Source organism: Pseudomonas sp. NPDC089396 (genome assembly GCF_044749545.1).
Classification (GTDB): domain Bacteria; phylum Pseudomonadota; class Gammaproteobacteria; order Pseudomonadales; family Pseudomonadaceae; genus Aquipseudomonas.
On record NZ_JBIVIC010000023.1, the window covers coordinates 1 to 24,177 of the forward strand.

General features: G+C 63.3%; 21 protein-coding genes. 10 read left to right on the forward strand and 11 right to left on the reverse strand.

What is annotated here, in order from left to right:
- The first annotated feature begins 381 nt into the window (after positions 1 to 381).
- Both tal and ACIPZB_RS26700 read left to right on the forward strand, forming a co-directional pair.
- Positions 382 to 1,308, forward strand: coding sequence for a transaldolase (gene tal / locus ACIPZB_RS26695; protein ID WP_400643423.1), 927 nt, complete (start codon positions 382 to 384; stop codon positions 1,306 to 1,308).
- Between the two features lie 101 nt (positions 1,309 to 1,409).
- The gene (locus tag ACIPZB_RS26700) at positions 1,410 to 3,260 is read left to right on the forward strand and encodes an alkaline phosphatase D family protein (protein WP_400643424.1); all 1,851 of its coding nucleotides are present in this window, start codon (positions 1,410 to 1,412) and stop codon (positions 3,258 to 3,260) included.
- A gap of 134 nt (positions 3,261 to 3,394) precedes the next feature.
- On the opposite strand, the gene rssC is transcribed toward ACIPZB_RS26700, so the two are convergent.
- The 3 genes from rssC to ACIPZB_RS26715 all read right to left on the reverse strand — a co-directional run bounded on the left by rssC (position 3,395) and on the right by ACIPZB_RS26715 (position 6,060).
- Positions 3,395 to 3,877, reverse strand: coding sequence for an anti-sigma factor antagonist RssC (gene rssC / locus ACIPZB_RS26705; protein WP_008099230.1), 483 nt, complete (start codon positions 3,875 to 3,877; stop codon positions 3,395 to 3,397).
- Positions 3,874 to 5,058, reverse strand: coding sequence for a two-component system response regulator RssB (gene rssB, locus ACIPZB_RS26710; RefSeq protein WP_400643457.1), 1,185 nt, complete (start codon positions 5,056 to 5,058; stop codon positions 3,874 to 3,876). Before rssB ends, rssC begins: the two co-directional genes overlap by 4 nt.
- 294 nt (positions 5,059 to 5,352) lie before the next feature.
- Positions 5,353 to 6,060 (reverse strand): VacJ family lipoprotein, encoded by a 708-nt coding sequence (locus tag ACIPZB_RS26715; RefSeq protein ID WP_400643425.1) that lies wholly within the window; start codon positions 6,058 to 6,060, stop codon positions 5,353 to 5,355.
- Between the two features lie 190 nt (positions 6,061 to 6,250).
- Between ACIPZB_RS26715 and ACIPZB_RS26720 the strand changes: the two genes are divergently transcribed.
- Together ACIPZB_RS26720 and ACIPZB_RS26725 are read left to right on the forward strand one after the other, a co-directional pair.
- Positions 6,251 to 6,814, forward strand: a complete 564-nt coding sequence (locus ACIPZB_RS26720) for a phosphonoacetaldehyde phosphonohydrolase-related protein (protein ID WP_400643426.1) — start codon at positions 6,251 to 6,253, stop codon at positions 6,812 to 6,814.
- Between the two features lie 123 nt (positions 6,815 to 6,937).
- Entirely contained in the window at positions 6,938 to 7,201 is a 264-nt protein-coding gene (locus ACIPZB_RS26725; protein ID WP_400643427.1) for a DUF4404 family protein, read from the forward strand.
- A 120-nt stretch (positions 7,202 to 7,321) separates the two neighbouring features.
- Here ACIPZB_RS26725 and queF read toward each other — a convergent pair whose 3' ends face one another.
- Together queF and ACIPZB_RS26735 are read right to left on the reverse strand one after the other, a co-directional pair.
- Positions 7,322 to 8,152 (reverse strand): NADPH-dependent 7-cyano-7-deazaguanine reductase QueF, encoded by an 831-nt coding sequence (gene queF / locus ACIPZB_RS26730; RefSeq protein ID WP_400643428.1) that lies wholly within the window; start codon positions 8,150 to 8,152, stop codon positions 7,322 to 7,324.
- 68 nt (positions 8,153 to 8,220) lie between these two features.
- Positions 8,221 to 8,724, reverse strand: a complete 504-nt coding sequence (locus ACIPZB_RS26735) for a plastocyanin/azurin family copper-binding protein (RefSeq protein ID WP_400643429.1) — start codon at positions 8,722 to 8,724, stop codon at positions 8,221 to 8,223.
- 179 nt (positions 8,725 to 8,903) lie between these two features.
- Between ACIPZB_RS26735 and cinR the strand changes: the two genes are divergently transcribed.
- Both cinR and ACIPZB_RS26745 read left to right on the forward strand, forming a co-directional pair.
- Positions 8,904 to 9,584 (forward strand): two-component system response regulator CinR, encoded by a 681-nt coding sequence (gene cinR, locus ACIPZB_RS26740; RefSeq protein WP_400643430.1) that lies wholly within the window; start codon positions 8,904 to 8,906, stop codon positions 9,582 to 9,584.
- Positions 9,584 to 10,921: a heavy metal sensor histidine kinase gene (locus ACIPZB_RS26745; protein ID WP_400643431.1), complete on the forward strand. Its 1,338-nt coding sequence runs from the start codon at positions 9,584 to 9,586 to the stop codon at positions 10,919 to 10,921. The genes cinR and ACIPZB_RS26745 overlap by 1 nt, the downstream gene beginning before the upstream one ends.
- Positions 10,922 to 11,032: 111 nt before the next feature.
- Here ACIPZB_RS26745 and ACIPZB_RS26750 read toward each other — a convergent pair whose 3' ends face one another.
- Genes ACIPZB_RS26750 through ACIPZB_RS26760 form a run of 3 tightly spaced genes read right to left on the reverse strand, consistent with a single transcriptional unit; the run spans position 11,033 to position 14,256 of the window.
- Positions 11,033 to 12,274: a lipoprotein-releasing ABC transporter permease subunit gene (locus ACIPZB_RS26750; RefSeq protein WP_400643432.1), complete on the reverse strand. Its 1,242-nt coding sequence runs from the start codon at positions 12,272 to 12,274 to the stop codon at positions 11,033 to 11,035.
- 40 nt (positions 12,275 to 12,314) lie between these two features.
- Complete coding sequence (gene lolD / locus ACIPZB_RS26755; RefSeq protein ID WP_400643433.1) at positions 12,315 to 12,998, reverse strand: lipoprotein-releasing ABC transporter ATP-binding protein LolD; 684 nt, start codon at positions 12,996 to 12,998, stop codon at positions 12,315 to 12,317.
- Positions 12,999 to 13,005: 7 nt separating this feature from the next.
- Complete coding sequence (locus tag ACIPZB_RS26760) at positions 13,006 to 14,256, reverse strand: lipoprotein-releasing ABC transporter permease subunit (protein WP_008099195.1); 1,251 nt, start codon at positions 14,254 to 14,256, stop codon at positions 13,006 to 13,008.
- Positions 14,257 to 14,349: 93 nt separating this feature from the next.
- Here ACIPZB_RS26760 and ACIPZB_RS26765 point away from each other — a divergent pair, with 93 nt between their 5' ends.
- Together ACIPZB_RS26765 and ACIPZB_RS26770 are read left to right on the forward strand one after the other, a co-directional pair.
- Complete coding sequence (locus ACIPZB_RS26765) at positions 14,350 to 14,934, forward strand: PilZ domain-containing protein (RefSeq protein WP_400643434.1); 585 nt, start codon at positions 14,350 to 14,352, stop codon at positions 14,932 to 14,934.
- 31 nt (positions 14,935 to 14,965) lie between these two features.
- Positions 14,966 to 15,682, forward strand: coding sequence for a glycerophosphodiester phosphodiesterase (locus ACIPZB_RS26770; protein ID WP_008099191.1), 717 nt, complete (start codon positions 14,966 to 14,968; stop codon positions 15,680 to 15,682).
- A 48-nt stretch (positions 15,683 to 15,730) separates the two neighbouring features.
- Here the strand turns inward: ACIPZB_RS26770 and sthA are convergent, their stop codons facing one another.
- From sthA to ACIPZB_RS26785, 3 genes are all read right to left on the reverse strand, one after another.
- Positions 15,731 to 17,125, reverse strand: a complete 1,395-nt coding sequence (sthA, locus tag ACIPZB_RS26775) for a Si-specific NAD(P)(+) transhydrogenase (RefSeq protein WP_008099189.1) — start codon at positions 17,123 to 17,125, stop codon at positions 15,731 to 15,733.
- 203 nt (positions 17,126 to 17,328) lie between these two features.
- A complete protein-coding gene (locus tag ACIPZB_RS26780; protein ID WP_400643435.1) occupies positions 17,329 to 18,327 on the reverse strand; it encodes an FAD:protein FMN transferase in 999 nt (332 codons plus the stop codon).
- A gap of 184 nt (positions 18,328 to 18,511) precedes the next feature.
- Positions 18,512 to 19,975: a glyceraldehyde-3-phosphate dehydrogenase gene (locus tag ACIPZB_RS26785; protein ID WP_400643436.1), complete on the reverse strand. Its 1,464-nt coding sequence runs from the start codon at positions 19,973 to 19,975 to the stop codon at positions 18,512 to 18,514.
- Between the two features lie 169 nt (positions 19,976 to 20,144).
- Here ACIPZB_RS26785 and mfd point away from each other — a divergent pair, with 169 nt between their 5' ends.
- On the forward strand, positions 20,145 to 23,594 hold the full coding sequence (gene mfd / locus ACIPZB_RS26790; protein WP_400643437.1) for a transcription-repair coupling factor: 3,450 nt from the start codon (positions 20,145 to 20,147) through the stop codon (positions 23,592 to 23,594).
- Between the two features lie 9 nt (positions 23,595 to 23,603).
- Positions 23,604 to 24,176: a CsiV family protein gene (locus ACIPZB_RS26795; protein WP_400643438.1), complete on the forward strand. Its 573-nt coding sequence runs from the start codon at positions 23,604 to 23,606 to the stop codon at positions 24,174 to 24,176.
- The last annotated feature ends 1 nt before the right edge of the window (position 24,177 follow it).

Here is a 24,177-nt window from a genome sequence, read left to right on the forward strand (position 1 = left end):
CCACAGCTATAACAACTACCTGTCGCCAATAGCTATGGAGCAACAGGCAGCGTGATCACCGTAATCGGTGTCCGGCAAAACTTGACCAGAACAAGCCGGCTCCCACAGGAATCGCGTCAGCTTTTAGAAATTGAGCAAGACAGTTGCTCCCACAGGAATCGCGTCAACTTTTGGAAGGTGAGCAAGACAGCTGCTCCCACAAAGTGCAGCGACAAGGGCTGGGAGCTCTTAGGGACCACTCGTTGTCCTGGCGCAGGGAACCTCGTGCGGGTAGGTGACTCGAATCATCACCGTCGACAATCAGCCCCCGCCCCAAAGGCCCCTTGAGCGCCCGCTGGGGCTCGGGTAATGTCGAGTAAACGCACAGGACAGAGCACGCCCATGACCTCCAAGCTGGAACAACTCAAGCAGTTCACCACCGTGGTCGCCGACACCGGGGACCTGGACGCCATCACCCGCCTCAAGCCGGTCGATGCCACCACCAACCCGTCGTTGCTGCTCAAGGCTGCCGCCATCCCTGGCTATGCCGATCTGCTCAAGCAGGTGAAAGCCGATGCCAAGGGCAATGTCGACCTGGCCTGCGACAAGTTCGCCGTGGCCGTGGGCTCGGGCATTCTGAAGGTCATTCCGGGGCGTATCTCCACCGAAGTGGACGCACGCCTGTCGTTCGACGAGCCGGCGCTGCTGAACAAGGCCCGTCAGCTGATCGGGCTGTATGAGGCCGCCGGGGTTTCGAAAGACCGCGTGCTGATCAAGCTGGCGTCCACCTGGGAAGGCATTCGCGCCGCCGAGAAGCTTGAGAAGGAAGGCATCCAGACCAACCTGACCCTGCTGTTCTCCTTCGCCCAGGCCCAGGCCTGCGCCGATGCCGGGGTGTTCCTGATCTCGCCGTTCGTGGGCCGTATCTACGACTGGTACAAGAAAAGCACCGGCACGGATTACGTCGGCGCCGAAGACCCGGGCGTGCAGTCGGTGACCCGCATCTACAACTACTACAAGGCCAATGGCTACGACACCGTGGTCATGGGCGCCAGCTTCCGCAACATCGGCCAGATCGAACAACTGGCCGGTTGCGACCGCCTGACCATCAGCCCGGAGCTGCTGCAACAGCTGAGCGATGATCAGGGCGAGCTGCCACGGGTGCTCAAGCCTGGCAATGCCGGCGAAGCCAAACAAGTGCTGAGCGAAAGCCAGTTCCGTTGGGCGATGAACGAGGATGCCATGGGCACCGAGAAACTGGCCGAAGGTATTCGCCAGTTTGCCCGGGACCAGGAGAAGCTGGAGAAGCTGATGGCTGACAAAGCCTGATACATCTCGGGTTTGCCAGACGGGCGGGAAGTGTTCAGCATTTTCCGCCCGTTTTCGTTTCACCAGGCTTGTTTTGAATTCCAGGCCCACCAGAGCTGTCGATGACTTCCCCCACTTCATTGCCCCTTGTTCTCGCCGGCCCGGTACTGCGCCGCCTGGAGCCCCAGCGCCTGGCCATCTGGCTGGTCGGCACGCAACCCTTGCAACCCGAGTTCATCATGGACGGCACGCCCAAGGTGCATTGCCAGGTCGTCCCCATAGGCCAGCACGCCTTTATCCACCTGCTGGACATTCACTTCAGCCAGCCCCTGCCCCGCGACGTCGCCCTCGAATACGACCTGCGTATCGACGGCCAGGGCATTGCCGACTGGGCCCCTCACCTGCTCTACCCTGGCTGCCAGCGCCCGAGCCTGGTGCTGCGTGGCCGCCTGGATCAGCTGCTGCACGGTTCCTGCCGCAAGCCGCACCACCCCGCCAGCGATGGCCTGCTCTGCGCCGACCGCCTGCTGCAGGCCTGCCAGAACCCGCAAGAGCGCCCCGCCGTGTTGCTGATGACGGGCGATCAGGTCTATGCCGACGACGTCGCAGGGCCAATGCTGCGGGCGATTCATGCACTGATCGAACGCCTGGGCCTGTTCGACGAGCACCTGCAAGGCGCAGTGGTCGCCGATAGCCAGGCGCTCTATCGCCACCCCGCGAGTTATTACCACCGCGCCGACCTGCTACCCGCCCAGGCGCGCAATGAAAACCTGCGCGAACGCTTCTTCGGCGGCAAGCGCAAGCCGATTTTTTCCTCCAGCAACGCCGATAACCACCTGGTGACCCTCGCCGAGGTCATGGCCATGTACCTGCTGGTCTGGTCACCCACGCCCTGGCAGTTGATCGACCTTGAAATGCCCACGGGGCTTGCCGCTGCGCACCAGGCGCGCTACCGCCAGGAGCTGCCGCTGATCGAGGCGTTCGCCAGCCACCTCGGCCAGGTGGCGCGGGTAATGGCCCACCTGCCCTGCCTGATGATCTTCGACGACCACGACATCACCGACGACTGGAACCTGTCGGCGCAGTGGGAAGAAACCGCCTACGGCCACCCGTTTTCACGGCGCATCATCGGCAATGCCTTGCTGGGCTATCTGTTGTGCCAGGGCTGGGGCAACGACCCGACGGGCTGCGAGGGGCTGGTCGATCAATGCCTGCAACTGGGCAGCCAACCCCATGACGCGCTGATCGATGAGCTGCTGCGCTTCCAGGGCTGGCAATTCAACCTGCCTAGCAACCCGCCGCTGCTGGTGCTCGACACGCGCACACGCCGCTGGCGCAGCGAAAGCGACCTGGCCAAACCTTCCGGTCTGCTCGACTGGGAGGCGCTGTGCGAGCTGCAGCAAGCGCTGCTGGATCACCCTTCGGCGATCATCGTCTCGCCAGCGCCGATCTTCGGGGTGAAGCTGATCGAGACGGTACAACGGGTATTCAGTTGGCTGGGCTACCCGTTGCTGGTAGATGCCGAAAACTGGATGGCCCATCGCGGTGCCGCGCAGGTGGTGCTGAACATTTTCCGCCACTCGCGTACGCCAGGGCACTACGTGATCCTGTCAGGCGATGTGCATTATTCGTTCGTCTACGAGGTGCTGATCCGCCACCGCCAGCGCAGCCCGCACCTGTGGCAGGTGACCAGCAGCGGGATCAAGAACGAGTTTCCGCGGCGTTTGCTGGATGTGCTGGACCGGCTCAACCGCTGGCTCTATTCGCCGCGTTCGCCACTCAACTGGTTCACCAAGCGCCGGGAAATGGAGGTGGTGCCGCGTACACCCAGCCGCAGCAAGGCTGGGGAGCGGCTATGGAACGGGGCGGGGTTGGGGCACGTGTTCTTCGATGAGCAGGGGCGGCCGGCGCGGGTGTTTCAGCTGAGTGCTGATGGGGGTGAGGCGACCGAGTTTGCGCCGACGAAAGACTGAAGGGAGAATTTTGCAGGGGCTTTGCTGGCCTCATCGCTGGCAAGCCAGCTCCCACAGGTAAACCACAGGCCATAAGTCGGCGCGGTCCCTGTGGGAGCCGGCTTGCCGGCGATGAGGCCGGTGCAGGCTCACGATCAGGTCCGCTCCAGCGCACTCACCAGGTCATGGAAGGCTTCACGGTTGGAGTCATTCAACCCCATCAGAATCTTGTGCGCCTCCAGCACCTTGGAACGCACCACGTCCTCGTTCTGGTCCTGGGATGGCAGGTCGGTCAGGCATTCCGGGCAAGGCACCGGGCGATCGACGATGTTGAACACCTGATCGAAGCCCATGGACTGCAGCAGTCGCGAAATGTCCGGGTTGGTCGTGACCACGGTGGGCAACAAGCCAACCTTCTGCCGCGACAGGATCGACAACTTGGCCAACAGGCCCAAGGTGGTGCTGTCGATGCTTTCGGTTTCGGTAAGGTCGATGACGATGGCCGAGAAGTTCAGCGCGGTGAAAATCTTCTCGATCGTCGCATCCAGCGCCGAACACAGGGTCAGACGCACTTCGCCGACGAACTTCAGGACGAAGGTACCGCTCTGCTCGGCGAACTGAATTCTACCGGTACTCATTGAAGGTTCCTGCTCAACACCAATAGGGCGATATCATCCGGCATCTCCCCAAGCGTAGCCAATCCAAATCGTTGGCGCAGCCCATCCAGGCTACCACCCGATGCCTTGACGATATCCGGCAAGGCAGCTTCTTTATCTTTGAGCGTGTCGCCTGGCAAAAGGTCCAAAATGCCATCGGACATCAAGCTCAGGCTGAACTGCGACGGCAGCTCGATCACCAGGTCTTGGTAGGTGGCCTCTTCGAACAGACCCACCGGCAGGCCGCGGCCTTCCAGGTAACGCACCTGGCCCGGGGTGTACAGCACCGGCAGCGGCAGGTGGCCACCCACGGCGTAGGTCAGCAGCCCGGTTTCCTCGTCGATCACCCCGCCAACCATGGTCACATGCTTGCCCAGCTTGCAGTTGATCAGCCCGCGGTTGATGTGGCTGAGCACTTCCGAGGGCTTGAATTCGCGTAGCTTGCTGCTGCGCTTGAATTCGAAGAGCAACCGGGTGGTCATGAACTTCAGCAGCACCGTGACGAACGCCGACGATGCGCCATGCCCGGAAACATCGGCCAGGTAGAAGGCAATGCGCCGCTCATCCACGCGGAAGTAGTCGGCGAAGTCGCCAGACAGATACAACGACGGGATGATCTGGTGCTCGAAGGCAAACTCGCCGGCAACCCAAGGGCTTTCCGGCAACATGTTCATCTGCACCTGGCGACCGGCGGTCTGGTCCTCCTGCAACAGGTGCAGGCTGGCTTCAAGCTCCCGGTTGGCCGCTTCCAGCTTGTCTCGGTAGCGTTGGTTTTCCAGCACCAGGCGCGAACGGTCCAGCGCTCGGCGCACCGAATGCTCGAGTACGGCAAGGTCTTCCAGCGGCTTGATCAGGTAATCGGCGGCGCCCAGGCGCAAGGCCTCTACCGCGTCGCTCATCACCCCGGCACCGGAAACCACGATCACCGGCAACTGCGGGGCACGCTCGCTGATCTGGCGGATCAATTCGAGGCCGCCCATCTGCGGCATGCGCAGATCGCAGATCACGAGGTCGGGCTGATGTTCTTCGAAGACCTGGAGCCCCTGCTGGCCGTTACTGGCCTGGAGGACGCTGAAGCCACTGTCTTCCAGATAGGCGGCGAGGCTCGCACGGACCACGTCGTCATCATCGATGATCAGCAGCGTTGCACTGATTTTCTGCATGTGGGCGAACGGCGCCGATTTGGGGTGATGCAGGGGCGTCTGCAAGGCTGACATCCGACTGCTGGAATTCTTTGTAGTAACGCTCTACTTGAGTTGTAGGCCAAGAACAGTGGCCAGGCAACCGACAGAGGTACCTCGTAAGGCGCAGACGGTACTCCCATCCGCCAGGCGTTTCAAGCATACGAGGGTCGAGTCGCTCGCAGTTTGAAGGGCAAATTACTGGCAGTTATAAGAAAGCCGAGTACAGTGACAAAAAAGGCGACCCCAAGGTCGCCTTTTTTGCTGTGGCATGAATCAGAAATCGTCTTCGACTTCGCCATCCTTGACCCGGAACTCGCGGTTCTGCAGGTAGGCGTTGCGAATGAAGATGTATTTGTCACCCTGAATCAGCTTTTCCGCCGACAGCAGGCTGGCACGGGTGTCGACCACGTCCAGGGCGAAGATCGAATTGCGGGTCGGCACGTGGTCGATGTAGCGGTATGGCTTGGTGTAGGTGTCCGGGTACTTGGCCAGGCCGTCACGCACGGTGCTCGGGCCCAGCAGCGGGATCACCACGTAGGGACCGCTTGGCACGCCCCAGTAACCCAGGGTTTGGCCGAAGTCCTCGTCGTTGCGTGTCAGGCCCATCTTGGTGCCGACGTCGAAGAAGCCGCCGAGGCCGAAGGTGGTGTTGACGATCAACCGCGCCGTGTCAACGCCCGCCGCATGGGGCTTGAGCTGCAACAGGTTGTTGGCCAGGTTGGTGACATCCCCCAGGTTCAGGAAGATGTTGTGGATACCGTCCTCGAGGAACTGCGGAGTGACTGCCTGGTAGCCCTTGGCCAATGGCTTGAGGGCATATGTGTCGAGGGTATCGTTGAAGCGGAAGATTGGCCGGTTGACCACTTCCCAAGGATCCTCCTCGGTGGCCGCCTGGGTGGCCGCCACGGGCGCCAGCAACAGGCTGGCACAGACACAGGCCTGGGTGATTCGCTTGATCACGTCGGCACCGATCCTACGCATAAATGGTTCTCCATCGAATTTCTTGGCCGCAAGTGCAACGGGTCGCACTGCAGGTACGGCGGCAGTATAGAGCCTCACGGGCTGATAAACAGCTTTACACATTTTTGCTCAATATTTTGTGAACAACTGTTGCCGTCACAGGACCGTAACAATCAGCGAATAGCCTGCGGACTATTTCAGGGAAGTTGCCATGCACGATGCATCCGCCTTCACCGCTGTGCTGTTCGGCCTGCGCGGTTGCCTGGTCCAGGCCGCCAGCGGCAACCCACTGCCCGCCCCTGGCGCCCTCGAAGCGCTGGCCAGCTTGCGCCGTCAGCAAGTGCCTTGCATCTGGCTGGATGACCTGACCAGCGCACAGAGCCAGCGCCTGGCCGGCGTGCTGCCCGACTGGTTACCCGGCCAGCGGGTCAATGGCGTGCGCTGGCCGGCACCCAATGCTTGCTGGCAGGCCCTGATGGCCCTGGCCAGCGACCGACTGGAGGGTTGCGTGCTGGTCAGCGGTGAACCTGCCTTGCTGCAGTCGGGGCTCAATGCAGGGCTGTGGACCATCGGCCTGGCCGCCTGCAGCCCTTCCTGCGACCTGGGTTCACAGCAGTGGCAGGCCATGAGCCCGAAGGAACAGGAACTGGCCCGCGGCAAGGCCACGCTGGAATTGTTCCGCCTGGGCGTACATTCGGTAATCGACCACCTCGAGGCGCTGGACACTTGCCTGCTGGACATCGCCCAGCGCCGCCGCAAGGGCGAGAAGCCCTGACGCAATGCCATTGATGCGGATCATGCAAAGCGACCGCAAGTGGATTACGCTTGGAGACAGGCACGAACCTTTGCCGCTTCGCTGAGGTCCATGCCTTGCCAAGCCATTGATGGAGAACAACCAATGCCTGCCCGCGAATTGCAAGAGCGCCTGAACAGCTTGCGCGAGCAACTGGATAGAAATGTCCCGCTGACGGAGGAGGAGCTCGCCGCGCTCCACGAGGAAGCCAGACAGATCGAGGCGCAACTCAAACTCGAAGAAGCCACGCCGGACAACAACCTGGTGGATGGTGTGAACCTGGCGATCGAGCGCTTCGAGGCCGATCACCCCGACCTGACCGCTACCCTGCGCAGCATCGCCAACTCGCTGCACAGCATGGGTATCTGAAGCAACACGGGGCAAGCCCGCCCCCACAGGGCCTGCGCCGCTTTCAAAGGCGGCGCAGAACCTGTGGGAGCGGGCTTGCCCCGCGAATGGGCCGCCAAGCGGCCCCTTTCACACTGAAAACTACTGACGAACCAGGCGCAGGTTCTTCGGGCTGATCGCCCCGGTGCTGCGATAGGGGTTGATATCCAGCCCACCGCGGCGCACATACCGCGCATACACCGTCAAATACTCCGGTTGCAGCAAATTCTTCAGGTCCAGGTAAATCCGCTCCACGCATTGCTCGTGGAAGTCGGCATGCTGGCGGAAGCTGATCAGGTAGGTCAGCAGGCTGGCATGGTCCAGTGCCCTGCCCTTGTACTCCACCACGACACTGCCCCAGTCCGGCTGGCCGGTGACCGGGCAGTTGGATTTGAGCAGGTGGCTGTGCACGGTTTCTTCCACGACCCGCTCCGGGTTGCAGCGCAGCAATTCGGGCTGCGGCTCTTCGTAGTTGCTGATGGTCACATCCAGGGCATCGATGCACTGGCCTGGCAACGCCACCACGCCTTGCGCCTCGACCTCGGCCAGGGTGCGCACCTGCACGCCCACAGGCTTGCCAGCGGCTGCCGACAAGTCCTTTTCCAGGCAGGCGCGCAGCTCGTCGATGGAAGCAAACGCCGTCTGGTTCAGCGAGTTCAGGTACAGCTTGAACGACTTCGACTCGATGATGTTCGGCGAATCGGCCGGAATGGCGAACTCACCGATCGCCACCACCGGCTTGCCGGAGGGCAGCAGCCAGGACAGCTCGAAGCAGTTCCAGTAGTCCACGCCCTGCCACGGCAGGGACTGGGCGGTTACGCCCAGCTCGGCCCATTTGGCCGTGCGCGGGATCGGGAACAGCAGCGAAGGCGTGTAGGTGGCGATGTATTCGCTGGACTTGCCCAGCGGAGAGTGTTCGGCAGCAGGATGCATGGAAACTGACCTGAAGGTTCGGAATTGCCCCTATTCTACCGTTTTTACCCTCTGCCTTGGAGCGCAAGTCACTCGATGGTCAGCGGCCCCACCATACCGGCCTGGTAGTGCCCCGGCACGTTGCAGGCGAACTCGATGGGCGCGGACTTGCGGAAGGTCCAGGTCAGCTCGGCCCGCTGGCCGGGTTGCACCAGCACGGTGTTGCCCGCGTCGTGACCATGGGCGCCATGGCCCATCTGGCCGTGGTCCATGCCTTCGTGATTCATGCCTGCGGTGAAGAGCTTGCCTTGCATGGCGAGCATTTCCTTCTGGTGCTCGGCATGCATGGCCTTGTCGCCCAGGTTGAATTCGTGAGGCAGCTTGCCTTCGTTGATCAGCACGAAGCGCACGGTTTCACCGGCCTTGACCTGCAGGTTGCTGGGTTCGAAGGAAATGTCCTTGAGCACCACCTCGACCGTGCGCGTGGCCTTCGCTGCCGGGGCCGGCTCGCCGAAGGCGAAGGTTTTGCCACTGTCTGCGAGGGCGGGCAGGCTTGCGAGGGCAAGAGCGGCGGCGATGAACAGGTGTTTCATGATGACTCCAAAGCATACAGCGGGGATGAGGTCACTTTAAGAAGGGCTGACTGGCAGCGACCTGACGGGAAGATTACAACTTTGTCAGCTTGGGCGACGCTGAACATAGTCACGTATCATTTCAGCCATTACAGCGCCCCTACAAGGGGCCGCGCGCCCATCCAGACTGCGGACACTGCATGAAACTGCTGATCGTCGAAGACCAGGCCCGCACCGGCCAATACCTGAGCCAGGGCCTCAACGAAGCCGGCTTTGCCACGGAGCTGGCCGCCGATGGCGAAACCGGCCAGTTCCTGGCCCTGACCGGCGATCATGACCTGCTGATCCTCGACGTGATGCTGCCCGGCCGCGACGGCTGGCAGATTCTTCAGGCAGTCCGCCAGGCCGGCCTGGACACGCCGGTGCTGTTTCTCACTGCCCGCGATGCCGTCGAGGACCGTGTGCATGGCCTGGAACTGGGGGCCGACGATTACCTGGTCAAACCCTTTGCCTTCTCCGAACTGCTCGCCCGGGTACGCAGCCTGCTGCGCCGCGGCACCAGCCCCAGCCAGGACACCAGCCTGACGCTGGCCGACCTGCGCCTGGACCTGCTACGTCGCCGCGCCGAACGTGCTGGCCAGCGCGTCGACCTGACCGCCAAGGAATTCGCCCTGCTCGAACTGTTGCTACGTCGCCAGGGCGAAGTGCTGCCCAAATCGCTGATTGCCTCGCAGGTGTGGGACATGAATTTCGACAGTGACACCAACGTCATCGAAGTCGCCATCCGCCGCCTGCGCCTGAAGATCGACGACACCCACCCCAACAAGCTGATCCACACGGTGCGTGGCATGGGCTACGTGCTCGAAGAGCGCCATGACTGATGCGCAGGCTCTCCCTCGGTAACCGCCTGGCGCTGCTGTTCGCGGCCTGCACCGCTGCCGTTTCGCTGGGCGCCGGCCTGCTGTTCAACCACGCCAGCAAGCAGCACTTCATCGAACTGGACCAGCAACTGCTGGAATCGCGCCTGTCGCTGTTTCGCACCCAGCTCGCCGGCCTGAACGGCCCTGGCGACTTGGAAAGCCGGCTACCCGCCCTGCGCAACGAGCTCAGCCATCAGGCCGACCTGGCCTTGCGCATCACCGGCCGCGATGGCGCACCGTGGTACGCCAGCCGCAACTCGTTGCCCGAAGTCCCCCCTGGCACGGGCCTGGCGACCGTGCATGCGCAAGGGGTCGACTACCGCAGCCTGGCGGTACCCTTGAACGAGAGCGCCCGGCTGACACTGTTCCTCGACATCACTCACCACCAGCATTTCCTGCAGGGCATGCAGCGCCTGATCTGGCTGACCGTGGGCCTGTCCGCGCTGGCGACGGCATTGCTCGGCGCCTGGGCAGCACGCCGCGGATTGCAGCCGCTGCGCCAGATGGGCAAGGTGGCGGACAGCGTCTCGGCGCGCTCACTGACCACCCGCCTGCCAGCGGAGCAGATGCCCGAGGAACTGGCAGCGCTTGCCAGTACCGTGAATGCCATGCTGCAACGCCTGGATGACGCCTTCCAGCGCCTGTCGGCATTTTCTGCCGACATCGCCCATGAACTGCGCACGCCACTTTCCAATCTGCTGACGCACACCCAGGTCACCCTCACCCGCCCACGCAGCCTTGAGGAGTACCGCGAAGCCTTGCACGGCAACCTGGAAGAGCTGCAATGGATGGCGCAGATGATCAACGACATGTTGTTCCTCGCCAAGGCGGACCATGGCTTGCTGGTACCGGGTCAGGCGCCACTGGCCTTGCACGAGGAAGTGGATGCGCTGTTGGAGTATTACGGGCCGCTGGCCGAGGATGGCGAGGTGCAGCTGTTGCGCGAAGGGGAAGCGACGCTGCGGGGGGATCGGCACATGTTGCGCCGGGCATTGTCCAACTTGCTCGACAATGCCCTGCGCTTTACGCCGGCTGGCGGGCAGATCTGCGTGACGCTGGAGCCGGGGGTGCGGATCTGCGTGGCCAATACGGGCGCAGCGATAGAAGCGGCGGCGTTACCGCGCTTGTTCGACCGTTTTTACCGGGTGGACCCGGCGAGGCGGGAAGGCAGCAGCGAGCATGCGGGGTTGGGTTTGGCGATTACCCGGTCGATCGTGCAGGCCCATGGCGGGCGTATTCGGGCGGAATGTGAGGGGGGGTGGACGCGGTTTGTGATCGAGTTGGCTGAGGGCCGGTGAAACGAGGCCGCTTTGCGGCCTATCGCCGGCAAGCCGGCTCCCACACAGGCTCGGGCAAACCGCTGTACCTGTGGGAGCCGGCTTGCCGGCGATAGGGCCCTCAAGCAAACATCAAACAGCCAAGCCGATCGCCGGCTGCACCTGCGACGCGCGATAAGCCGGGTAAATGGTCGCCAGGAAGCTCATCACCAACCCCGCCGTACAGATGATCCCCACATCCCCCCACTGCAGCTCGGAAGGCAAGCTGCTGACGAAGTAAACATCCGAGGTAAAGATGTGCTGCCCGCTCACCCGCTCCAGCCAGCCGACGATCTGGCTGACATTGAACGCGGCGATCACCCCGAGCACGCCACCGATCAAGGTGCCGACGATACCGATCAGGCTGCCCTGAACCATGAACGTGCCCATGATCTGTGCCGGCGTGGCACCCAGGGTACGCAGGATGGCGATATCCGGCCCCTTGTCGTTCACCACCATCACCAAGGTGGCGATGATGTTGAACGCCGCTACGGCAATGATCATCAGCAGCAACAGACCGATCATGGTCTTTTCCATTTTCATCGCACTGAACAGGCTGCCCTGGGTGTGCGACCAGTCGTCGGCGCGGTAGGCATCGCCCAGCCCGGCGGCGATGGCCTTGGACACTTCCGGCGCGGCATACAGGTCATGCAGCTTCAGCCGCACGCCCTGCACCTGGCCCGGTGCCCAGCGCTGCATCTCACCGGCATCGGCCATGTGGATATAGGCCTGGGAACCGTCCAGCTCGGCCCCGACCTTGAAGATGCCGACCACGGTCAGGCGCTGCATGCGCGGGGTGATGCCGCCCGGCTCCTTGCTGATCTCCGGCACGATCAAGGTCAGCTTGTCACCGGTATTGAGGCGGAAGCGGCGCGCGGTGAGCTCACCGATCACCACCCCATACTCACCCGGCTGCAAGTCCTGCAAGCGGCCCTGGACGATGTGCCGGCCAACGATCGAGACCTTGCCCTCCTCGGCCGGGTCGATACCGCTGACCTGAATCGGCTGCATCGCCCCCTTGTAGGAAAGCATGCCTTCCATCTCGGTGATCGGCGCTGCCGCCATCACGGCAGGGTTCTTCAACGCCGCGTCGGCGGTCGCGCGCCAGTCCGCCAGCGGCTGCACCCCAAGGATCGCGGCGTGCGGCACCAGGCCGAGAATTCGCGAACTCATCTCGCGCTGGAAGCCGTTCATCACCGACAGCACCACGATCATCGCCAGCACGCCCAGTGACAGGCCGATCATCGAGGTCATCGAGATGAACGAGATGAAATGGTTGCGGCGCTTGGCACGGGTGTAGCGAGCACCGATGAACAAGGGCAAGGGTCTGAACATGTACGAAAACACCCAATGAAAAAATGTGGGGCGGCCTGGCTCAGATCGCGACCAGGTGGCCGTCGTCGAGCTTCAGTACGCGGTCCATCTGGCGCGCCAGATTGAGGTCGTGGGTCACTACCAGGAACGCCGTGCGCGAGGCACTGGACAGTTCCTGCATCAACTCCTGGATCCCCTGGGCGGTGTGGTGGTCGAGGTTGCCGGTTGGCTCGTCGAGCATCACCAGGCCTGGGCGATTGACCAGGGCGCGGGCGATCGCTACACGCTGGCGCTCGCCACCGGACAGTTCGGCCGGCTTGTGGTTCAGGCGGTGGCTCAGGCCCACGCGCTTGAGCAGCGCCCCGGCGCGTTCACGTGCCTCAGGAATCGCGGTGCGGCCGATCAGCAGCGGCATGCAGACGTTCTCCAAGGCCGTGAACTCCGGCAGCAGGTGGTGGAACTGGTAGACGAACCCCAGCTCGCGATTGCGCAGCAGGCCGCGCGCACGCTCGCCCAGGGCCGACAATTCCTCGCCCGCCAGCCAGACACTGCCCTGGGTCGGCCGGTCGAGGCCGCCCAGCAAGTTGAGCAAGGTGCTCTTGCCCGAGCCCGAACTGCCGACGATGGCCACCCGCTCACCAGCGTGCAGCTCAAGGTTGAGGCCGGACAATACCTGCACCGACTCCGGGCCCTCGTCGTAGGACTTGCCCAGGTTGCGGCAACTCAGAACGGCTTTATCACTCATGCGCGACTCACTCATAACGTAGCGCCTCTGCAGGCTGGGTGCGCGCCGCACGCCAGGCCGGGTACAGGGTGGCGAAGAAACTCAGGACCAACGCCGCACCACAGACCATGTACACGTCCTGGGACTGGATCTGCGACGGCAGGTAATCGATGAAATACACGTCGGCATTGAGGAACTTGTGCCCGATCAGTTTCTCGATGCCAGCGATCACCGCACTGACATTGAGCGCGGCCACGATCCCGACCACGGCGCCGATCAGGGTGCCGATCACCCCGATCACCGTGCCCTGGACCATGAAGATGGCCATGATCTGCCCAGGCGTGGCGCCGAGGGTGCGCAGGATGGCGATGTCACCACGCTTGTCGTTGACCACCATCACCAGGGTGGAAATGATGTTGAAGGCCGCCACCGCGACAATCAGCAACAGCAGCAGGCCGATCATGGCCTTTTCCATGCGGATCGCCTGGTACAGGTTGCCGTGGGTACGGGTCCAGTCGCGACTGTAGTACTCCTGGTCGCCCAACTGCTGGGCGATGCTCCAGGCCACACGCGGCGCCTGGAACAGGTCGTCGAACTTCAGGCGCAGGCCCTGCACCTGGTCCGCCTTCCAGCGGTGCAGGCGGGACAGGTCGGCAATGTTGGTCAGGCCCAGGTAGCCGTCGATCTCGCCGGCACCGACATGGAAGGTGCCGACCACCGTGAAGCGCTTCATGCGCGGGAACATCCCCGCCGGCGTGACGCTGACCTCGGGGGCGACGAAGGTGAGCTTGTCGCCGATGGCCACGCCCAGCTTGGCGGCGGCCTTGTCGCCGATCATGATGCCCCACTCGCCTGGCGCCAACTGGTCGAGGCGGCCTTGCAGGATGAAGTTGTCGATGATCGACACTTCACGCTCGCGGGCTGGGTCGATGCCGTTGAGCAGCACCTTCTGTACCTTGCCGTCATGGGTCAGCAGGCCCTGCATCTGGGTGTACGGGGCAACCGCCAGCACCTGCGGATTCTGCTTTACTTGTTGGGCAAGCGCAGGCCAGTCGTTGATCGGCTGGCCGCTCTCCAGCGTGGCATGCGGGATCATGCCCAGCACGCGGGTACGCATCTCGTGGTCGAAACCGTTCATGACCGAGAGCACCACGATCATCACCACCACGCCCAGGGCGAGGCCGATCATCGAGGTCAGGGAAATGAACGAGACGAAGTGATTACGGCGCTTGGCACGGGTATAACGCGTGCCGATGAATGCGAAAAGAGGTCTGAACATGTCGGGGCTTGTTCGGATGAAAGGGAACGTCCTTGTGGCGAGGCGCCTGTGGCGGCTTTACACTCGGACCACCGCCGCTACCATGGGTTCGCCATGACGACATTAGACGAAGAAGATCGCCGCGAATACTACCGCATCGAAGATCGGATCGCACTGGAAATAAGCCCCTTGAGCGCGGCCGAAGCCCTTGAGCCAGAACTGTTGCAGGATGATTCACCACTGTTCAACCTGCTCAGCGAGCTGCACCTTAGCGACTTCGAGTCACAGCACCTGCTGCGTCAGCTGAGCGACAAGGACCGTATCCTGGCAGCTTTCCTGCGGGCACAGAACAAACGCCTCGACCTGCTCAGCGCCGTCGTCGCGCAAAGCCTGATCGGCGAGATCGGCCAGCCGCAACGGGTGATCATCTCCGAGGGCGGTATCGATTTCGCCCAGCCCCAACAGATTGCCCCCGGCACCCGGGTCAAGCTGAAGATGGTGCTGATGCCGCGTGCCCACGGCCTGCTGCTGCGCGGCAAGGTCACCCATTGCGACCCACGCCCGGAAGGGGGTTTTGAGGTCGGCACCGAATTCATCGACATGACCGACGCCCAGCGCCAACTGCTGGCCCGCTACATCCTGCAGCGCCAGCAACAACAACGCCGCCAGCAACTGGAACTGGAAGACCCCGCTTCCTGAGCTTTTTCATTCTTGACCTGAAGGAACGAACGTGACCCTCATTTACGGCCACCGTGGCGCCAAGGGCGAAGCGCCCGAGAATACCCTGACCAGCTTCCGCCAGTGCCTGTCCCACGGCGTCAACCGCTGCGAACTGGACTTGCACCTGTCGGCCGACAACGAGCTGATGGTCATCCACGACACGTCGCTCAAGCGCACCACCGGTCGGCGCGGCAAGGTGGTCGAACACCCGGCAGCCGACCTGGTCACCTACGACGCCCGCAAGGGCGGCCCGGGCCATGTGCAGCCCTGCCCTATCCCGCGACTTGAAGAACTGTTCGAAAAATGCGCCTTCGAGCACTGGCAGCTGGAGGTCAAGAGTGCCTCGCGTACCCGCGCCGCCACCACGGTGCTGGCCATTCGCGAACTGGCCCAGCAGTACGGGCTGCTGGACAAGGTGACCATCACCTCCAGCTCACGCGAAGTACTGGGTGCGGCGCTGGAACTGGTGCCGGACGTGAAGCGCGGGCTGGTCGCCGAATATGCCTGGCTCGACCCGCTGAAGGTGGCGCAGAACTATGGCTGCGAGATGCTGGCCTTGAACTGGACACTGTGCACCCCGGAACGCCTGCTCAAGGCGCAGGGCCAGGGTTTGCATGTATCGGTGTGGACGGTCAACGAACCGGCACTGATGCGCCGGCTCGCTGACTTTGGCGTGGACAGCCTGATTACAGACTTTCCCGGTTTGGCCAAGACCACCCTCGGGTAGGGCTGAAATCGGTCTCCCCGACCGGCTCAGGCCACCGGCCGGAGCCGCTTAAAAAAGCCGGTTCAGACCGTCGTAGGCAGCTACCCGATAGGCTTCGGCCATGGTCGGGTAGTTGAACGTGGTGTTGACGAAGTACTTCAGGTTATTCAGCTCGCCCGGCTGGTTCATGATCGCCTGGCCGATATGGACGATTTCCGAAGCCTGGTAGCCGAAGCAGTGTACGCCGAGGATTTCCAGGGTTTCACGGTGGAACAGAATCTTCAGCATGCCCTGCGGCTCGCCAGCGATCTGCGCACGGGCCATGCCCTTGAAGAACGCCTTGCCCACTTCGTAAGGTACCTTGGCCTGGGTCAGCTCCTGCTCGTTCTTGCCGATCGAGCTGATCTCCGGGATGGTGTAGATGCCGGTCGGCACATCGTTGACGAAGCGCCAGCTGCCGTTGTCGACAATGCTGCCGGCCGCCGAGCGACCCTGGTCGTGGGCGGCACTGGCCAGGCTCGGCCAGCCGATCACGTCACCGGCGCCATAGATGTTCGGCACCGTGCTGCGGTAGGCCTCGTCGACCTCGATCTGGCCACGGCTATTGACCTTGATGCCGATGTTCTCCAGGCCCAGCTTGTCGGTGTTGCCGGTACGACCGTTGCACCACAGCAAGGCGTCGGCCTTGATCTTCTTGCCCGACTTCAGGTGCAGGATCACGCCGTTGTCCAGGCCTTCGACCCGCTCGTACTCCTCGTTGTGGCGCACGGTGATGTTGTTGTTGCTGAAGTGGTAGCTCAGCGCCTGGGAGATTTCCGAGTCCAGGAAGCTCAGCAGCTGGCCACGGTTGTCGACCAGCTCCACCAGCACACCCAGGCCACTGAAGATCGAGGCGTATTCACAACCGATCACGCCGGCACCATAGACGATCAGCTTGCGCGGGGTGTGGCTCAGGCTGAGGATGGTGTCGCTGTCGTAGACGCGCGGGTGATGGAAGTCGATGTCAGCCGGGCGGTACGGACGCGAGCCGGTGGCGATGATGATGTGCTTGGCGTTGAGTTTTTCCACCACGCCGTTGGGGCAGACCACTTCGACGGTCTGCTCGTCGGCGAAGCTGCCGGTGCCGAAGAACACGTCGACGCGGTTACGGGCGTAGTAGCCGGTGCGCGAGGCGACCTGCTTGGAAATCACCTTCTCGGCGCTCTTGAGCACGTCAGGGAAGGAGAACCAGCGCGGCTCACCGATGGCACGGAACATCGGGTTGGTGTTGAACTGCATGATCTGCCGCACCGAGTGACGCAGTGCCTTGGACGGGATGGTGCCCAGGTGGGTGCAGTTGCCACCGACCTGACGACGGCTATCGACCATCGCCACCTTGCGCCCTGCTTTGGCGGCGTTCATTGCCGCACCTTCTCCGGCCGGGCCGGAACCCAACACCACTACGTCGTAGTTGTAGACAGCCATGCGTACTCCTTCAGAACTGGCCCGCCGGCCACGGTCGCCGCGGGACTCGATCATGCCGCCGGGGCGTCATGAGAAAATTCGTGTGCAGTCTAATCAAGCGTGAACGCCGCGCACATTAACCCTTGGTCGCGTCGTAGGCCAATTTTGCCTGCACTACATGTTATTGCCCGATTCCATGGCCTTGATCTTCCCTGCTTGCGCCTTCACTCGCCTTTCGTTGCCCGTTCGAACGCGGGCGTAGCTCGGGAGACGAATCCACCCTCTACCCGGGTCACCAGCACGGCGGCCAGTTCATGGGCCACGGCAAACTCCCAACCGCGCTCCGGCCCAAGGACAAGCAGCAGGGTCGAGTAACCGTCGGCTTGCAGCGCCGAGCCGTCGAGTACAGTGACTGCAGCCAGGTCATGTTCGACCGGCCGCCCGAGGCGGGCATCGAAGGTGTGCGAATAGCGCCGGCCATTCTGCTCGAAATAGTGGCGATAGTCACCCGAGGTCGATAGCGCAAGGCCATTGACCGGGATGACCTGGCGAGCGATCTGACGGTCTTCGCGGGGCAGCTCCAGGGCAATGCGCCATGGGCTGCCATCGGGCTTGCGGCCAACGGCCTTGAGCTCGCCCGTGACCTCGGCGACGAAACTGGCCACCCCCATGGCGCGCAGGCGCTCGGCAATCAGGTCGACGGCGTAGCCGGCGGCGATGCTGTTGAAATCCAGCTTTACCGGCGCGTCCTTGCACAGCGTTTGGCCGTCGATGTGCAGGTGGCGGTAGCCTACGCGCTGCCGGGCCTGAGCCAGGGCCTGCGGGTCGGGGACCTGCTCGTGACGGGACTGGGGGCCGAAGCCCCAGAGGTCGAGCAGCGGTTCGACGGTGAGGTCGAAGGCGCCGTCGCTCTGTTCGGCCAGGTGCTGGCCGAGGGCGACCAGTGCGAGCATGTCGGATGGCAAGGTCAGGCACTGGTTGGCAGGGAGCAGGTTGAACTGGCTGACAATCGAGTCGCCGCGGTAGGTCGAGTAGTGCTGGTCGATGCCTTGCAGGAGGGTTTCGACGGCGGCCTGGACTTGGGCAGGTGCTGGGCCGCCGGGTTCGCGCACGTACTGGATGCTGTAGCTGCTGCCCATGGTCGGGCCGCCCAGGCGTTCCAGGGCTGGGCCCTGATTGCAGGCGGTGAGGAGCATCAGGAGGAACAGGAGGGCTGTGCGCAAGTTCGAACTCTCTCGGTTGTCTGTACTGGCCCTATCGCCGGCAAGCCGGCTCCCACACGGGAGCGATGGAGACCCCCTGTGGGAGCCGGCTTGCCGGCGATAGGGCCAGCACAGACACAATAAATGCAGGGCAAAAAAAACGGGAACCCGAAGGTTCCCGTTTTTTTAATGCCTTACAAGCGAATCAGCGTGGAAACGCTGGCGGGTTCACACCAGCCATCTCTTCCATCACGCGAACCACCTGGCAGCTGTAACCGAACTCGTTGTCGTACCAGACGTACAGAACAACGCGGTTGTCGTTGCAGATGGTAGCTTCGGCATCGACCACACCGGCGTGGCGCGAGCCAACGAAGTCGGTGGAGACCACTTCCTGAGAGCTGACGTAGTCGATCTGCTTGTGCAGTTCCGAGTGCATGGCGGTCTGGCGCAGGTACTCGTTGATTTCCTCGCGGCTGGTACCTTTTTCCAGGTTCAGGTTGAGGATGGCCATCGACACGTTCGGCGTCGGCACGCGAATGGCGTTGCCGGTCAGCTTGCCCTTGAGCACTGGCAGTGCCTTGGCGGCTGCGGTGGCGGCACCGGTTTCGGTGATGACCATGTTCAGCGGTGCGGCACGGCCACGGCGGCTGCCCTTGTGGAAGTTGTCGATCAGGTTCTGGTCGTTGGTGAACGAGTGAACGGTTTCGACGTGACCATTGATGATGCCGTACTGGTCATTGATGGCCTTGAGCACCGGCACGATGGCGTTGGTGGTGCAGGAGGCGGCCGAGATGATCTTGTCATCGGCGGCGATGTCACCGTGGTTGATGCCGTGCACGATGTTCTTCAGCGCGCCTTTGCCCGGCGCGGTGAGGATCACGCGGGCAGCGCCCGGGCAGGCCAGGTGCTGGCCCAGGCCATCAGCGTCACGCCATACGCCGGTGTTGTCGACGATCAGTGCGTTTTCGATGCCGTACTGGGTGTAGTCGACTTCGCTCGGGCTCTTGGCGTAGATGATCTGGATCAGGTTGCCGTTGGCGGTGAGGGTGTTGTTGGCTTCATCGATGGTGATGGTGCCATCGAACGGGCCATGCACCGAGTCACGGCGCAGCAGGCTGGCGCGCTTGACCAGGTCGTTTTCGGCGCCCTTGCGCACCACGATGGCACGCAGGCGCAGGCCGTCGCCACCACCGGTCTTCTCGATCAGGATGCGCGCCAGCAGGCGGCCGATGCGGCCGAAGCCGTACAGGACGACGTCGGTGCCCTTGCGCCCCGAAGCGTTCTGTTGGCCAACCACGTCGGCCAGCTCTTCACGCACGAACTGCTCGGCGCTGCGGCCGTTGCCTTCCTGCTTGAACTTGTTCGCCAGCTTGCCCAGGTCGACCGAAGCGGCGCCCAGTTTCAGCTCGCTCATGGCCTTGAGCAGGGGGAATGTCTCGTGGACGGACAGTTCGGTTTCGTCGGTTTGACGATGACGCGCAAAGCGGTGGGCCTTGAGGATCGAGATAACCGAACGGTTGATCAGGCTGCGGCCATAAATCGAGCTCACCACGTTGTTATTGCGGTAGAGCTGACCGATAAGCGGGATCATCGCTTCAGCCAGAGCTTCACGATCAATCCACTCACCAAGACACTGGTCGGGCTTCTGAGTCACGGGAACCTTCCACATGTAGGGGGAGAAAAAAGGGGCTACATTATGACGCCCCAACGCGTAACCGGCAATGAGCACCTGTCGCCGGAGCCCAAGCCTGTGTTCATGCCCCTTTCGGAGCCTGACAGCACGCACCGGCACCGGTACAATCGATCTCTTTGCCGCAACGCTTGGAGTGCAATCTCCCGTGTCAGTTCTGCGCCTACCGCAAATGTCGGCCACGGCCGGCAAACAAACCTGGGGCAACCTGCCCGGTGCCGCCCTCAGCCTGGCCATCGCCGAAGCCGCCAGCAGTGCTGGTCGCTTCACCCTGCTGCTGACCGCCGACAGCCAGGCCGCCGATCGCCTGGAACAGGAGCTGCGCTTCTTCGCCCCGGAGCTGCCGGTGCTGCCGTTTCCCGACTGGGAAACCCTGCCCTACGACCTGTTCTCGCCGCACCAGGACATCATTTCCCAGCGCATCGCCAGCCTCTACCGGCTGCCGGAGCTGAGCCATGGCATCCTCGTCGTGCCGATCACCACCGCCCTGCACCGCCTGGCGCCAACGCGCTTTCTGCTCGGCAGCAGTCTGGTGCTGGACGTGGGCCAGACCATCGACGTGGAACAGATGCGCACGCGCCTGGAAGCCAGTGGCTACCGCTGCGTCGACACGGTCTACGAGCATGGCGAGTTCGCCGTGCGCGGCGCGCTGATCGACCTGTTCCCGATGGGCAGCAAGCTGCCCTACCGCATCGACCTGTTCGACGACGAAATCGAGACCCTGCGCACCTTCGACCCGGAGACCCAGCGTTCGATCGACAAGGTCGACTCGATCCGCCTGCTGCCGGCGCGCGAATTCCCCATGCAGAAGGAAGAGGTGACGCGCTTCAAGGCGCGCTTCCGCGAGCGTTTCGACGTCGACTTCCGCCGCAGCGCGATCTTCCAGGACCTGGCCAGCGGCATCATTCCCGCCGGCATCGAGTACTACCTGCCGCTGTTCTTCGAAGAAACCTCGACCCTGTTCGACTACCTGCCCAGCGACACCCAGGTGTTCTCCCTGCCGGGCGTCGAACAGGCCGCCGAGCACTTCTGGAACGATGTGCGCGGGCGTTATGAAGACCGCCGCGGCGACCTGACCCGCCCACTGCTGCCACCGGCCGAGCTGTTCCTGCCGGTGGAAGACTGCTTCGCCCAGCTCAAGCAGTGGCCACGGGTGGTGGTCAGCGCCGACGAAGTGGAACCGGGTGCCGGCCGCGAGCGCTTCCCGGCACGCGCCCTGCCCAACCTGGCCATCGAGGCCAAGGCCAACCAGCCACTGGCGGCATTGTCCGAATTCCTTGACCAGTTCCCTGGCCGGGTGTTGTTCACTGCCGAGTCGGCGGGCCGTCGTGAAGTCCTGCTGGAGCTGCTCGAACGCCTCAAGCTGAGGCCGCAGACGGTCGAAGGCTGGACTGACTTCATTACCGGCAAGGAACGCCTGGCGATCACCATCGCCCCGCTCGACGAGGGCCTGCTGCTCGAAGACCCGGGCCTTGCCCTGGTCGCCGAAAGCCCGCTGTTCGGCCAGCGCGTGATGCAGCGCCGGCGCCGCGACAAGCGCGGCGAGGCCGCCAACGATGCGGTCATCAAGAACCTCACCGAACTGCGTGAAGGCGCACCGGTGGTGCACATCGACCACGGCGTAGGGCGTTACCTGGGCCTGGCCACCCTGGAGATCGAAGACCAGGCCGCCGAGTTCCTGACCCTGGAATACGCCGAGGGCGCCAAGCTCTACGTACCAGTGGCCAACCTGCACCTGATCGCCCGCTACACCGGCAGCGACGACGCCCTGGCGCCTCTGCACAGGCTGGGCTCGGAAGCCTGGCAGAAGGCCAAGCGCAAGGCCGCCGAGCAGGTTCGCGACGTGGCTGCCGAGCTGCTCGATATCTACGCCCGCCGTGCCGCGCGCAAAGGCTACGCCTTCGCCGACCCGGCTGCCGACTATGCCACCTTCAGTGCCGGCTTCCCCTTCGAGGAAACCCCGGACCAGCAGAACGCCATCGAAGCCGTGCGCGCCGACATGCTCGCGGCCAAGCCGATGGACCGCCTGGTGTGTGGCGATGTCGGCTTCGGCAAGACCGAAGTGGCCATGCGCGCGGCCTTCATTGCCGTGCACAGTGGCCGTCAGGTGGCCGTCCTGGTGCCCACCACCCTGCTCGCCCAGCAGCACTACAACAGCTTCCGCGACCGCTTCGCCGACTGGCCGGTGACGGTCGAGGTGATGAGCCGCTTCAAGTCGGCCAAGGAAGTGGCCGCCGCCGCCGCCGACCTTGCCGAAGGCAAGATCGATATCCTCATCGGCACCCACAAGCTGCTGCAGGATGATGTGCGCTTCAAGGACCTGGGCCTGGTGGTGATCGACGAAGAGCACCGCTTCGGCGTGCGCCAGAAGGAGCAGCTCAAGGCCCTGCGCAGCGAGGTGGATATCCTCACCCTGACCGCCACGCCGATCCCGCGCACCTTGAACATGGCCGTGGCCGGCATGCGCGACTTGTCGATCATCGCCACGCCACCGGCGCGGCGCCTGTCGGTGCGCACCTTCGTGATGGAGCACAACAACAGCACGGTCAAGGAAGCCCTGCTGCGGGAACTGCTGCGCGGCGGCCAGGTGTACTACCTGCACAACGATGTGAAGACCATCGAGAAGTGCGCCGCCGACCTCGCCGAGTTGGTTCCGGAAGCGCGTATCGGCATCGGCCACGGGCAGATGCGCGAGCGTGAACTGGAACAGGTGATGAGCGACTTCTACCACAAGCGCTTCAACGTGCTGATCGCCTCGACCATCATCGAAACCGGCATCGACGTGCCCAGCGCCAACACCATCGTCATCGAGCGTGCCGACAAGTTCGGCCTGGCCCAGCTGCACCAGCTGCGCGGCCGGGTCGGGCGCAGCCACCACCAGGCCTACGCCTACCTGCTGACCCCTGCGCGGCAGAAGGTCAGCAGCGACGCCGAGAAGCGCCTGGAAGCCATCGCCAACACCCAGGACCTGGGGGCAGGCTTCGTCCTGGCCACCAACGACCTGGAAATCCGCGGCGCCGGCGAGCTGCTCGGCGAAGGCCAGAGCGGGCAGATCCAGGCAGTGGGCTTCACCCTTTACATGGAAATGCTCGAACGCGCGGTCAAGGCCATCCGCAAGGGTACTCAACCCAACCTCGAGCAGCCCCTGGGCGGCGGCCCGGAGATCAACCTGCGCCTGCCGGCGCTGATCCCCGAGGACTACCTGCCGGACGTGCACGCGCGCCTGATCCTGTACAAACGCATTGCCTCGGCGGCCGACGAAGAAGGCCTCAAGGACCTGCAGGTGGAAATGATCGACCGCTTCGGCCTGTTGCCCGAGCCGACCAAGAACCTGATGCGCCTGACCCAACTCAAGCTGCAAGCAGAAAAACTCGGCATCAAGAAAGTCGACGCCGGCCCCAATGGCGGCAAGCTCGAATTCGAGGCCGAAACCCCAGTCGACCCGCTGACCCTGATCAAGCTGATCCAGGGCCAGCCCAAACGCTACAAGTTCGAAGGTGCGACCCAGTTCCGCTTCCTGGTGCCAATGGAACGCCCCGACGAACGATTCAACACTTTGGAAGCGCTGTTCGAGCGCTTGACCCCACAGACAGCCTAAGGAAGAAACATGCGTGCCATCCGTTGCCTGACCTTGTTGCTTGCGCTGTTCGCGCCGGCGGCCTTCGCCGAAGGCCTGTATCAGGTGGAAATGATTCTGGTGCGGCAAAACAGCGTGCCCGCCTTCACCAGCCCGTTCGCGCCGGAAGACTGGAGCGCCGGTGCCCCGCGCCTGGACAAGGGTGCCGAGCGCCCACTGACGCTGGATGACGAAGCCACCCGCCTGCAGGCCACCGCCGACTACACCGTACTGCTGCACAAGGCCTGGCAGCAGCAGGTCGGCAGCGAGCCCAGCCGCGTCGCCCTGGGCGCCGGCGAGGAGCAGTTCGGCCACTTCCCGATCGAAGGCAACCTGAGCCTTACCGAAGGCCGCTTCATCGCGGTGGAAGCCAACTTCTGGGTCAACCAGCTCGACGGCAACGGCAACGTGCTGCAGAGCGAGCAGTTCAAGCAGAACAACAGCAACATGAAGGGCGGCCAGCTGACCTTCATGGACGGCGGCCACCTGGCGCTGCTGTTGAAGGTCACCCCGCCCGGCACACCGAAAATGCCGGTGATGGACCCGGAGATGATGGAGCAGTGAT